Source organism: Enterobacter sp. 168J2 (assembly GCF_034107265.1).
GTDB classification, from domain to species: Bacteria; Pseudomonadota; Gammaproteobacteria; order Enterobacterales; family Enterobacteriaceae; genus Enterobacter; species Enterobacter nematophilus.
The window spans coordinates 1-13,980 of sequence record NZ_JAWNEB010000012.1; the positions used below are offsets into that span (position 1 = coordinate 1).

3 protein-coding genes are annotated in these 13,980 nt (G+C 59.1%); all 3 read right to left on the reverse strand.

The genetic code is table 11. The features are described from left to right. Positions 1 to 344 precede the first annotated feature (344 nt). The 3 genes from USG84_RS20825 to USG84_RS20835 all read right to left on the reverse strand — a co-directional run bounded on the left by USG84_RS20825 (position 345) and on the right by USG84_RS20835 (position 13,969). A complete protein-coding gene (locus USG84_RS20825) occupies positions 345 to 548 on the reverse strand; it encodes a DNA/RNA non-specific endonuclease (RefSeq protein WP_320738452.1) in 204 nt (67 codons plus the stop codon). Between the two features lie 180 nt (positions 549 to 728). After that, the gene (locus USG84_RS20830) at positions 729 to 1,031 is read right to left on the reverse strand and encodes a hypothetical protein (RefSeq protein WP_151412314.1); all 303 of its coding nucleotides are present in this window, start codon (positions 1,029 to 1,031) and stop codon (positions 729 to 731) included. Continuing rightward, positions 1,028 to 13,969, reverse strand: coding sequence for a hemagglutinin repeat-containing protein (locus USG84_RS20835; RefSeq protein WP_320738440.1), 12,942 nt, complete (start codon positions 13,967 to 13,969; stop codon positions 1,028 to 1,030). The genes USG84_RS20830 and USG84_RS20835 overlap by 4 nt, the downstream gene beginning before the upstream one ends. Positions 13,970 to 13,980: the final 11 nt, after the last annotated feature.

Genomic DNA, 13,980 nt, shown 5'->3' on the forward strand with positions numbered 1-13,980 from the left:
GCGTCGGGGGGCTTAAACATCACTCGGCTCAATAACAAGAAAAGAACCAATGGCTCAAGGTGTTCCGGGGAATCAACGACACAGACTATCTGCCGGTGATAGAGCACGGGAAGAGATATTATAGGTAAGGCCTGATAAAGCGATCCCGGCCAGATTGTTCTGGCTGGGGATTATTTTTAGTCATAACGATAGTCAAAATTAATCTTCATTTTTTCAAGATCAACTGTAAAAAGCTATCTGGTCTTTTATTACTACCAGTATAAGAGGGTTAATTTCTCACATTAACCTGCTTATCATTTTTTAGTGCACTGGCCCAAGTATTTTTCATCTGTTTCCATGCCCCTTTATTCTGGAACGGGATTCAGTTTCTCGCCAGGACCATTAAAAACACTGGAAATTAAATGACTATTTTCATCACCAGAACTACAGCATTTACCTGCTTTGCATTGCTGATAAATGTTTCTGTCATTTTTCGTCCAAGCAAATGTAGCTTCAGCAGAACCTGTTCGACCTTCAGCATCAATATAATGACCTTTCAGAGCATTTATATAGTATAATCTTCCTCTTAATCACATTTTCCTGCTTTTGATTAAGTTTATCTAGGTTTTTCATTTTGCTACTTAGATCATTTTCCGACTGTGGTGATGTACCGGTTCCTGAGTCGGAATGGGTCATTTTTCCTGATCGATAAAGTATGATCCCGACTCGGTGGTTGGGATTTATGACAGTTAATAAAAATCTGTTCCTACTAAACCTTCTGCTTTCAGGATCTCAAGAAAGCGCCCATATGCATCTGGTAATCCTTCAACCAAATCATCTAGCAAATTCTCATCTATTAATGGCTTATAAAACACACCGTCGTTCAAGTAAATAAATTCACCTGATAATATTGGGTCAACAATTTTCACTTCTGAAGAATCATAAGCTAAAAGACCATCATAACTTTTAGACAGTCCGTAGAAGTATGTCTTATCATTCATCCAATAGATTGCAAAAACATCAATAACTTCATAGCGATCTATTACTTTCATTTCATCTTATCCTTTATTGAATTGACCACTTCTGCTGGATTTAAGTTAGTTCTTTGCGGTGTCGTAATTTTCACATCATAAGCCTTACCTGTATTTCTATTATATTGGTAATGAATAGTGATGCTTTGTCCATTTGAATTTTTTTGCGTCACTTGCATTTTCTGGAATCCAGCAGAAGCAGGGAACCTAGGGTCATTATTCATACCTCTAAGAGGCTGACCAGCCGCTGGATTTTCCATAGTCTGGTTCCAAAGAAGTTGTTCATTCAGATCCCTCGGTGCTGTAAATTGCTGACCCGGTTTCGCCGTCGATATTTTCTCCGCCGCACTAATCAGGATTTTGTTATCAATAATCTTCGCGGCTTTACCTGCCAGTAATAATGCCTTTTCCGCCGGGATCGACGTCAACAGAGCCAGCGCATAGTCCTTCGCCTCTTCTGCCGTCAGCAACGCCATAACAGTATCTGAGCTAGGATTATTGCTAAGAATTGCTTTGATAATATCTGCACTTTCCGGCAAATCGCCACGCACAATATCTGTCAGTCCAGCCTGTACCTGTGCTGGCGAGAGATTGTTTTCCTGCGCATACTTCACCCAGGATGTGGTAGCTTGTCCGGTTTCCGTCATCCCTTTCGGCAGACTAAGCGAATTATTCTCAACCTCCACCTTCGCCGTTTCCGACGCCATCGCCGCCATGGAGACACTGCCATCCGTCACCGCAGCGCCCGCCAGACCTCCCGCGATACTCACGAGGCTACTGACCAGCCGTTTCTCATCCGCTGTCAGGTCACTGGATTTTTTATCTCCATACAGCGCACTGACCAGATGGTCGGTCATCGCCGAGGCCGTAATGGCCCCTATGGCACCGGCCTTCAGGCCATCCGCACTGCTCCCGCCACTCAGCTGCGTCAGCGCCGCAGCCACAATACCGTGCAGCGCGGCACGGGCTGTCGGGTCTTTCTGCTCTTTGACCAGGGACGCCAGAAGAGGGGCAACACCCGCTGCCGCGCCTGCCTTCAGGTTACCGCCAAGCGCACCTGCCAGTAATCCTGCCGCTGCGCTGCCCTTCGTCCAGAAGGCACTACCCGGACCGTATTCGGTATTCTGATATCCGGGCTGCGTTTTCAGGAATGCTTCCTGCTCCTGCGGGGTATCGCCCTGTAGTTTTCCTTCTGACGCCAGCTTCGCGCCCAGCGCCGCATTGGACTCCCGCGCTTTCTGCTCCGCATACTTGCCGTAAGCATCCAGCGCAGAGGTGGCCAGCGCCGCGCCTTCGCTCTGGACCGCCAGGTTATCCCTGACCTTTTGCACATCACCGTTAACGTCCACGCCGTGGTGGGCATCAGCCGTATCACGGCTCAGGTCAGCAATATCCTGTTTTTGTTCCGCCGGGTTGCGAATGACAATGCTACCGCCACTCACCGCTGATGAGGTCGTCCCGGTATGGCTCTCTTCTGCCTGGCCCGTACCGATTGCCGGTGCCAGGTTGCGGTTTTCACCGTTTCCGCTGCCACCCGCGCTGCCGGAAAGCGCCACCGTGTAGCCGTTTCCGCGGGTCTGGCTCTCGTTGTGGAGATTACTGAAACCCAGCGTACCCGTGTCGAGGCTATTTTTATCTGCAGACGCTGTGGATGCAATCACCGCGCCGTCAAGCTGGGTATGATTTCCGGTAGTGACAGCAAAGCCGCCCTTGCCTGCGAATATCCCGCTCTGTTCAGCAACGCTCTTACCATTCTGGGTGATATTCTCACCCGATGCACTGACGCTACCGGAAGAGGCACCATAACACAGTGGCGGTATGCACAGACTGAGGGACGCGCCTGACGAAGACTGCTTGCTGTCATAACTGGCCGTATCCTGCACGCTGCTGATGGTGAGATCGCGTCCAGTGTTCACCACCACGCGGTTACCTTCCAGCTCCGCGCCTTTCAGGGTTGTGTCGCGTCCGCTGTTCACCGTGAGCTGTTCATCAGCATGGACAACGCTGTTGGTATTGCGCTGCGACTGGCTGTTTTCCTTACCCTTATGCTGCGACGCTCCCAGCTCCACCGAGATACCGTTTTGCGCACCAATCAGGCTCACACCAGCCCCCACGCTGAACTGGCTACCGCTGTTTTTGCTCTCAGAGGTGGTAGTGTTCTGGGAGGCGGCCAGCAGAATATCCCGCCCCGCATCCAGCGCCACGTGTTTACCCGCGATTTGTACCCCCACGCCGGCAATGTCATTGCTGGCGCGGACAGAAACATTCTCACCGGCAGTAATGGTGGTGCCCTGCGTGTCCGTACTGTGGTAACGACTGTCCTGAGATGACGTTCCCGCCGTTAAAGACACTTTAGCCTTGATGAGCGACGAGTCCGACATCGCGCCCTGTGCCGCGGTTGCCGCCGACTGGCCTGTTCTGATGGCGGTCAGTCGTGGGTCATCGCCGTTCTCTGCGCTGCGGGCAGCCGTCTCCGCGGCTTTTGCGGCATCAACCGCCCAACCGCCCGCCGATGCCGTCACACCATACTGGGCGCTGCTGCTGTGGTTTTCACCGTCACGGGTATCCCGGCTCACCCCCATGAGTACATTTTCGCCACTGAGTGAGACCGATTTACCAGCACGGATATCCGTACCTGACAGGGAAAGATCGTTACCAGCCTGCGCGACAACGTTACCGTTTTTGCTGCTTAGCTGGCTGCGCAATCCGTTTTCGAGGCTGCTCTCTTCCCGACTGCTGTTTTTTTCATGGCGATAGCCTGCCGTGGCGCTGTAACCATCGCCCCCCAGCGTTCCCAGCGATTTGCTGCTGCCGCTGCTCTCATTACGTGATGTGTCGCGTCCGGCAGAAACGGAGATATCTCCATTTGTGGCTGACAGCAGAAGATCGTCCGTGGCGGTCATCAGGCTGCCGCTGATATTCACGCTGCCGTCACGACTGTTAACGTAAATATCTGAGCCCTGAATGACCGACGCGTTTTGTGTGGTTCGGGTACCGCTACTGTTGCTCTCCGCCTTGTTCATCCCGCCCGGCAGGAGTTGATTGCCGTGGGAACCCCCACCCGAGATGGCGCGAACAGCACTTCCGGCACTCAGGTCGCTCGAAAGATTCCAGCCGCTATTTTTAGCGCTGCTGCTGTATTTCTCGCTGTCTGTGGAGGTGGTGATATCAACGTCGCGTTTCGCATCAAGGATCACCGTTTCACCAGCCTTAGCCTGGCTTCCGGCAATCACGATGTTGCCGCTGTTGCTGCCTCCCCGTTTACCGGTGGCAGTCATCTGGATATTGCCTGCGGCGGCAAGATGGCTGCCGCTGTTAAACTCGCCCTCGTAGTACGACTCAGAGGAAGACCGGGTGGTGCCGGCGGCAACGGCCATCATCTGTCCTGGTCCGTCAAGCCCGAGCGCACCGCCTTCAGCTCCCAGTGCCTTCACCTTATCGACGGTGCTGTTGCCGCTGTTACCCTTACCGCGCACGATATCACGCACGTTACGCACCGTGTCTTCGAATGGCGCTTTCACACTGACCGTTACGCCAGACGATTTGGTCTCCTGCTTCATAGACTGAGTGGTCGTATCCCGGCCAGGAACGATGGCAATGCTGTCTCCGGTAATATCGATATGCCCGGTTTTGCGGGAGGCATCATCCTTCGCTCTTCCGGCAACCACATCTGTTGCACTCAGTTGGACGTTATTTCCGGCGCTGATGATGACATTACCGCCAGAGGTCCCCACCATACTGCGGGCATCGCTCTGCGTCGTCTCTGCACCCTGTCGGGTGGATTTCGAAGACTGCGACCCGATGGTGATACCCAATCCCGATCCGCTAGAGAACACGCCGGATTTCTTCGTCTTCTTCATGTCGTAGAACGTGTCGGTGTTGGTTGCTGCCTCCACGGTCAGATCATTTCCAGCCTTCAGTGCCACATCGCGCTCCGCAGCAACCGACGAGCCCTGCACCGTCAGGTTGTTACCTGCCTGGAGAGCAACGTTATCGCCGGAAAGCTGCGTACCTTTCTCACGTGTGTGCGTTTCTTCATGGATGGTGTGAGTCGTTTTTTTACGCAGGAACCCGCCGGACGTCTTTTTCTCTTCCCGGTATGCATAGTCACTTTCGGTCGCCGTGGTAAGGGTGATATCCCGCCCGGCGGCCACAGCCGTATTGCCTGCGGCATAGACATCCGCTGCCTGCGCGGTCACATCCCGTCCGGCGACAACCGTCGCATTCCCACCCGCCGTGATGTCAGTTCCCTGCTGACGCACCGACTCGTTAATAACGGTTTTCTTGCCTGACCTGTAGCTGTCGCCCTGCGTGGTCTCTTCCGCAGCCAGATTCACGTCGCGCCCCGCCTGCAGCCCGACGTTTTTCTCCGCCGCCAGCGCGGCGGCCTGCGCGTTGATATCCTGCCCGGCCTTCAGCACCAGGTTATCGCCTGCGGAAATCGTAGTGCGGTCGATCCCGGTACTGTGGGATTCGCTTTTCCCTTTCCGGCTGCTTTCGCTGGTCTGTGCCGCGTTCAGGTTGAGGTCGTTGCCCGCGCTCAGTCCCGCGCTGCCGCCCGCCTTCAGGTCGCTGGCGGTCACGTCAAGGTTGTGCCCGGCATTCAATAGCATGTTGCCGCCCGCGGTGACGTTGCTGCCCTGATACGTGACGGACGAGCGGCCGGTTTTCTCCCGGCTGGAGCTGTACGCGTCGTTGATCTGGTTCGCGTTGACGGCAATATCGCCCCACGCGTTCAGCAGCATGTCGCCGCCGGAGGCCAGGTTCGCCCCGGTCACGGTGATGTTTTTCCCCGCCTCAAGCGACAGGCCATCCTGCGCGGTAATGGACGCCGTGTTGCCCAGAAGCGTGTCTTTCAGGCTGATGTTGCCGTATTTCCCTCCGGCGTTAATATCAATCTGCTCAACCTGGGTCAGGTTGTTGATGCTGCCGTCCAGGCTCTCCAGCGCGACCGTTTTACCGCTGATGGTGGAGCTGATGTTATTGATATCGCCGATGGCGCTCAGGTTCAGGTCGCCGCCCGCTTTCATCAGGCCGCTGTTGAGGTTGCTGATGCTGTTCTGGCTGTCGAGCGTCAGGCTGTTTTTCGCCAGCAGCGAGCTGCCGCTGTTGGTGATGCTGCCGCCCTTCAGGGTGACGTTATTGCCCGCGATCACGCTGCCGTTATTAACGGTGACGTCCTTCGGCGACAGGTAGAGTTTCGGCACCATCACCGTTTCGCCGTTGACGGTGGCTTTCTCCCACCACAGAAGGCTGTGGTCGAGCGCGGCAATCTGATCCGCAGTCAGCGAAACGCCAAACTGCAGGCCCAGCGACTGCGCCGCCGCCGCGGCGTTATCCATCAGATAGCGCATCTGATCCAGATCGGAGCCGATGCCGTTCAGGTAGCGGTTGCCGGTCTGGTTGAGCACCACGTTGGATACATAGCGGGTATCGAACGCCGCATCGCCGAGGAAGCGGTAATCGTAGTCCGGGTTCAGGTTGAGGCGGCCCAGCATATAAGACGAGCCGAGGAACTGCTTCTCGTCGGTAAACGCCAGCCGCGTCTCCTGCGGCGCAGTGGACGACGGCTTGACCCCGAGCATGGCGTTCAGGTCGGCAAACAGGGCGGGATCGAGCTGCCCGAGATCGTTCAGTTTCGGGTTGATGTTGATCAGGTACGGGCTTTTCGGATTGTCGTTGAAGACAAAATAGCCGCTGTTGCCCGACGGCAGCGGGTAAGCGCTGGTATCGACGCGCTGGCCCTGATAATGCCCAACGGCACCGCCCTGAGCGGTATTGAGATCGGCGGTGGTGGCCCCGGCGTTAGCCAGTGCGCCCAGTTGGCCGAGGCTGGCGTTGCCTTTCTGCGTAGTGGCAATGTTGCTGAGAGAGGTGCCAGACGCGCCGCTGTTTTCCAGCGCCCCGCCGCCGTTAAGCTGCTGCAGCGCACCCTGTAGCCGATCGTTCCACTGCGGCGAGTTCACCGCCACGGTGCCGGTATTGCTCAGCCCCTGTTTTTGCACCCCGCTGCCGATGGTCTGGTTGCTGAGGCTGTTCAGGGACGGCGTGGAGATAACGGTGCTAACGCCGCCCGCGTTGGCGGTGGTATTGGTGTTGCTGATATTGCTGGTGAAGTTTGCGGTGACGTTGCCGCCTGCCTGGATGACGGCGCGGTAGATCGCACCTGCCTGAGATTCAGTATTATGGCCCGTCAAAGTAAAGATAATATTCTTACTGCCAGGTCTCGTTGTTCTAATTTCAAAACCGGAACTGTCAGTGGGATTAACCATATAACTAACTGGTGCTTTCGCTACCTCTCCACCATAGGTATATGTTAAATATTCTGTCGCTGTTCCTGTCTGCCAGGATTGATTATTTAAAAGTCCTCCCCATAGATTGATATCCCGGTTAGCAAGAATATCGCTGGCTTCATTGTTTAGCGAAGCGGCATTTATACTGATATCTCGCCCAGCGGTAATTCGTCCTGCTCCACCCTGGCTTGTCACATTTGTTAAAGACTCGGAGAGAATAACTTTTCGGGATATATAATCTTCAAATGGGGCATAATGGAATTTGTAATATTTAATGCAGACCCCATCAGCGCATCCGCCTCCGCCATGGAAAACATAGGTTTCGTAATACACACCCACACTACCTTCAGGCATGTCATCAATATTAACGACAATCGTTGGTTCCGCCGTAGAAGTCACATTTTTTGTCGTCGTCGAGGCAGTTAAACCATCTCTGCTATTTAAAAAACTGGCGGTCTTAATCCCAATATCACCATTCTGCGTCTCAATATTCCCCGACGTGTTCACCACCTGGCTGTTCGCATTCCCCGCCGCATCCCGCTGCATCCACAGGTTGTTTCCCGCCATGATGTCGCCGCGCTGGTTGGTGATGCTGTCGGCAAACAGCGCCAGGTTATTCGCCGCGTACAGCAGCGCGGTGTTGACGATGGAGCCCGGCGCGCTGAGGGTCAGCGAGCCGCGCGTGCCGGTGAAGCCGTCGACGGTAATATTGCCCCGGCTGGCTACGGTAATGTCGCCCCCGCCCTGCACCGAGCCCGCGGCGTTTAGCGCCACATTGCTGCCAGAGAGCGTGCTGGCACCACCGCCGGTGGTGATTTGTCCGTTATTGCTGAGCTGCCCACCCGCATTGAGGTTGACCGCCTGCCCCTGCAGCACGCTGCGGTTATCGATGTCGCCACCGCTATTAATGGTCAGGGTTCTGCCCGCCGCCACGGCGGTTTTGCTGGTAAACGCGTTCGTCAGCTGCAGCGTTAAATCACCGAGAGACACCAGTTGACCAACAACGTCCAGCCCCTTGCTCTGCAGCCACAGGTTGCCGCCGCTCAGGAGCTTGCCGCCCGCGCTCTGGGTCACCTGGTCGGCATTAATATTCAGCTGCGCGTTGCCGAGCAGCGTGCCGCTGTTGTTCAGCTGGCCGTAGTTGACCGTTAGCTCTCCCGCCTGGGTGGTGCCCTGGCTGGCAAACGTGGCGCCGGTCAGAGTGGCGCGATCGGCCACCCACGTGCCGCCGTTAGTGGCGTTCGCCGCATTGAGAATAAGGTCGGTGGCCTGCAGCCAGCCGGTGCCGGTGAACTGCGGCGTGCCGAGCGTCAGGCGGGAGCCGGAAAGCAGCCTGCCGTCATTACGCGCCTGCGAGGAGGCGGTCACCCGCGTCTCGCCGCCGCCCTGAATCAGGCCGTAGTTAAATAATGTGGGCGTGGTCAGCGTCAGGCCATCGCGGCTGACGATTTCGCCCCCGCCGTTGTTGGTCAGCGTACCGCTGAGGGCCAGCGTCGCGCCGTTATCGCCCTGCAGACGTCCGCCGTTGGTGAGCGCCCCGGTGGTGATATCGAGCGTGCTCCCCTGAATCTTCCCGTCGCTGGTAACGGACGCCGCCGTGACGTTCAGCGCCCCACCGGAGAGCATAGTGCCGGATGACTGCTGGCTCACCGCGCCGGTCTGGCTGAGGGTCAGACCGTTCACGCCGCTGATGGCGCCGCTGTTACTGAGCGTGCCGCTTTTCAGCGTCAGGTTTTTCGCCGCCCATTGCCCCTGGTTCGCCAGCGTGGCGGCCTGCAGCGTCGCGCTGCCCAGCGCGGTGATCTTGCTTCCTGCGGTCCCGGTGAGCGCGTCGGCCAGCGTCATCTGCAGCGCGTCGGCGCTCTGCACCGCGCCGCTGTTGGTAAGCGACTGGGCGTTAAGCAGAATGTTTTGTGCCTGCCAGCTACCGGCGTTGGTTACCGCACCGGACGCTATCGTCAGGGTGCCCTGGGTGAGCAGCTTGCCGCCTGCGCCGTTAATGAGTTCCTGCTGCGGTGCGGCCATCGCCATGCGTGCCATCAGCCGCTGTTGCCCCTGCAGGGTCAGGCTCTGCAGACCGGTTAAGGTGCCCTGGTTGTTGATGCTGCTCTGACCCAGTGTGAGGCTGTTCCCCTGCACGGTGCCGCTGTTTTTGAGCGTGCTGCCGCCGAGCGTGACGTTATCCTCGCTGAGAAGCTGCCCGCGGTTATCCAGCGTCCGGGCGGTGATATCCGCTCCGCCCTGGCTCATCAGCGAGCCGGTTGAGGTCAGCGTGCCGCCTGCATTTGCCGTCAGCGTTCCCTGGCTGAGCAGTGACCCGCCGTGCGACCAGTCGGTAGCGCCGATCTCTGCGCCGTTCCCCTGCAGCGTGCCCTGGGTGGTCAGCTGACCTGCATCCAGCGTCAGCATGCCGCCGGAAAGCGTGCGCGAATTCGTGCCCGTGGTCAGCGTGGTGCCGGTGAGCGCCAGGCCGTTCGTTCCCTGCATCAGCCCGCCGCTGTTGAGGTCGCGAGCATTGAGGGACAGCGTGCCGCCCATGATGCGCCCCGGGTTCGCCAGGGTGTCCGCGGTGAAAGTCGTTGCGCCGCCGCTCTGCAGTAGCCCGGTATTCGTTAACGCCCCGCTAAGGGTGCCGCTGAGTCCCGTCAGCCCGTTCACCGTGCCGCTGTTGGTGAGGAAGCTCCCCGTCATGCCCAGCGTCGCGCCCTGCAGCGTACCAGCGTTCGTCACCTGCCCGCCCTTCAGCGTGAAGCCGCCGCCGGAGAGCCATTTGCCGTTCAGGTCGTTAATAAAGCGATCGGCGGTGGCATTAACGGCGTTGCTGCCCTGCATCAGGCCGCTGTTGCGTAACTCCGCTGCGCCTGCGGTCAGCGTTTTGCCCGCCGCCGTGCCGCTGTTGTTCAGCGTCGTTGCGTTAAGCGCGGCATCGTCAGTGGCAACAAGGTTCCCCGTATTTGTCAGGGTGTTGCTCAGGCCAAGATCCAGGCTCTGCGCCTGAATGTCACCCTGGTTAGTCAGGTCAGTTCCCCGAAGGGTGAACCCGCCGTTCACCAGCAGCAGACCGGCGTTATCAAGCGTATCGAGGTTTAAATCCAGGTCGCTTCCGCTCACCAGCTGTCCGGTGGCGCCGTTGCTCAGCGTGCGGGTGGTCAGCGCCAGCGCGTCGTTACCCTGCAGAATGCCGGTGTTGGTCAGCTGCGCGGCGTTCACCGCCAGCGCTTTCCCGGCCAGCTGGCCGTCGTTAAACAGCTGCGCCGCCGTCAGCGTAAACAGGTTCTGGCTGAGCAGAGCCCCTTTGTTGTCCAGCCTGCCGGTCGTGGAAAGCGTCAGGGCATCCAGCGTCTGAACGCTGCTCTGGTTGCTCAGGTTTTCTGCGCCAAGCGTCGCGCTGCGCCCTTGCAGGCTGCCGGCATTGCTGAGGTTTTTTCCGCTCAGGGTCAGGGTCTCGCCGCCCGTCACCTGCCCCTGAGTCTGGTTCGCGAAGGTATCGCCGGACCAGGCCAGCGTGCTGCTGCCCTGAAGCAGGCCGCTGTTCTGCAGATCGCCCCGCAGGGTCAGCACTTTCGCCAGCAGCTGGCCCCGGTTATCGGTGCTGCCGGCCTGCACGTCCAGCGCCTGCTGGCTGAGCACCTTGCCGCTGTTGGTCAGCGCGCCGGTTACCGCCGCCGTCACGCCCGCTTCCCCTAGCGCGTTACCGGTGTTGGTCCACTCGCCGGTGGCCAGGTTTAGCGTTTTGCCCTGCAACAGCCCGGCGTTGTTTAACGTGGTGTGGTGCAGTTCGAGCGCGCCACCGGAGAGCAGCATGCCCGCCTGCTGATTGCTGAGCTGCGCCCCCGTCGCCGTCAGGGAATGGGTTCCCTGCAGCGTGCCGCCGTTGGTGACCGCCGCGCTGTTGATCTGCGCGTCGGTACCGGCCATCAGCCCGCCGTTCGTCAGGCTGGCAGCGGTCAGGGTCAGGCCGTCCCGGGCAATCACCCGCCCGTCGGCATCGTTCCTGGCCTGGCGGGTCAGGTTCAGCAGCAGCGCGGTGGCGCTGAGCTCGCCGCTGTTGGCAAGCGTGTCGCCGTTAAGCGTCAGCGTTCCGCTGCTGCGCAGCGCGCCACGGTTAGTGATGTCTGCCACGCCGAGCGTCAGGGTATCTTCCCCCTGAACGGTGCCCTGGTTTTGCAGGCTGTTCGCCGTCACGTGCAGGTCGCTGGCCGCAATATTGCCCGCGTTAACCAGCGTGGTGCCGTTCAGCGCGATCCGCTCGTCCGCCAGCAGGCGTCCGCTGTTGCTCAGGTTGAGATAATCGCTGCTCAGACTGACGCCGTTGATTTCACCCTGGTTTGTCAGCGCATCGCCTTTGACGCGCAGCGTGCCGTCGGTGGTGATAAGCCCGCTGTTAGCCAGCACGGGTATGTTCAGCGTTAAATCCTGCGCGCTGTAGACCGAGCCTCCGGTCAGGTTCGCGAGCGATCCGGTCTTCAGATTGAGCAGGGTGGTTCCCTGCAGCAAACCGCCGTTCTCTACCGACGCACCGTCCAGCGACAGGCTATCGGCTACCAGCGAACCGCGGGTGGTGATGCGGTCGGCAGCCGTCAGGGTCATGCGGTCCGCTTTTGCGACGCCGGACTGGAAGATGTTCTCTCCGCTGAGGCCGATCGTACCGGCGGAAAGTTCCCCGCTGCTGGTCAGGTCGTTGGTCGCGTTAAAACTCAGGGTGTTAGCAGTGGATTTCCCGGCATGCGCCAGCGTGCCCGCCGTCACCGACAGCGCCCCTTTCGCCGCCTGGGTGCCGTTCAGCGTCGCATTCTGCGCCTGGAGGGTGAGCGCCTGCCCGCTCTGCAGGCGGGCATCCCGATCGGTGATCAGATCGCGGGTGGAAACGGTTAATGCCCCCGCAGCGTCCGTCTGCCCGTTCAGGCTGGCGCTACGGTTGGCGGTAAGCTGGACGTTGCCCTGGCTGGTGGTGCGGGATGCCTGGCCGCTGGTCAAGGTATCGGCCTGCGCCGTCAGCGCCGTCGCGCCGGACAGGGTGCCATTCTGTTCAAGGGTGCCTGCGGTCACGTTCATCGCGCCGTCAGCCAGCAGGCTGCCGCCGTTACGCAGGGTTTGCCGCGCCGTGACTTTCGCATCGCCTTTCGCGCTCAGCGTGCCCTGCTGCTCCAGGGTATCGGCGTTTAACGCCAGCGTTCCCGCGCTCTGCAAAGTACCGCTATTGGTGACCGTCTGCCCCCGTAAAGTAACGTCGTTACCCTGAACCGTGCCGCCGTTCGTCAGGTCTCCGGCGTTCACATCCAGATGGCCTTTCGCCGCCAGCTGACCGCCGCTTGACACCGTGTCGCCGGAGAGCGCAGCGTCGCGCCCCGCATTCACCTGACCCTGGTTACTGACGGTGCTGCCCGTCAGGCGGATATCGCCCGAGGCGTCGGCCCGGCTCTGGCCGTCAAGCACCAGCTGTCCGCCGCTCAGCGTCAGGTTCTCCCCTGCCGAGATCGCACTGCCCGTGGCTGACAGCGTGCCGCCGCCGGTCAGCGTGGTGCGGGTATCGCTTCCGCTGCGGGTATTGGTCAGCGCGATATCCTTTCCGGCCGCCACGCTGAGCGCACCTTTACTGGTCACACTGCCGCCCGCGATCTGCACTTTCCCCTCACCGGAAAGGCGCATGTCGCCGCTGCTGGCGAGCGTGCTGTTATTGAGTTCCACATCCTGCGAGCTGGTCACGTTCAGCGCGCCACCGGCCTGATGGCTGCCGTTGAGGGTCACCCCCGCGCCATTCGCGGCGATCGATCCGCTGGCCACGCTGTTCGTGACCGTCAGTTTCCCGCCCGCATCAAGCTGAATGTCCCCCTGGCGCGCGGTGAGGTTGCCGAGGTTTACCCCAACACCCTTCTCGCTGGAGACCAGGCGGATACGGTTGGCATACATCCCGCCGAGCGCGCCGGTATCCACGGCCACCACGGGCGCAGCGCCCTCACCGGCAATCGGCTTAACGCTTCCATCTGCGCCAACGCGGTTCGCTCCTGCCGTTACCTTCAGGTCGTTCGCGTGAATCGCGGCGTTCACTTCCGTTGCGCGCGCAATAATCGACAGCGCGTCGCTCTTGCTGGCGTCCAGCCCCTGGCCTTCAACCGTGATGGCCCCTTTCGTCACGTCCAGCGCCAGCAGGTTACCGTTAGCGTCAAACTGCGGTTTACCCGTGGTCAGCGTGGCGTTGGGGGTGTTGATAAACCCGCATCCGTTACAGGTGATACCGTACGGGTTGGCCACCATGACGTTTGCCGCCTTGCCGGCGACTTCCGTATAGCCCTGAAGCTGGGAGCGGCTGGCTCCCGTGACTTCGTTGATGATGCCTTTCGCTTCCCGCCCGGCCTGCAGGTTGGGGTTGTTCTGGATAAGCCCGCCCAGCTGGGTCTGGGTTAAACGGTCGGTGCCGTTGTTGAGGATAAGCCCCTCTTTGCCGACGTTGTAATCCTGGAACTGGTTATGCGAAATGCCCGCCCCGTTCGGCGTGGCAATATTGATGACCGGAACCCCGTTCCCCGCCTGGTCCACCGTGGTCTGCCCGGTCGGCGTGAGCGCCGCCGCGACGGCAGGTGCCATCGGCTGCCAGACCATTAAGCCGCAGACAATCCAGCTGATCAGACGCTGCGAGAAACGAACGGGTGGGTGACGGGTATCCATAGTCGTAGAGT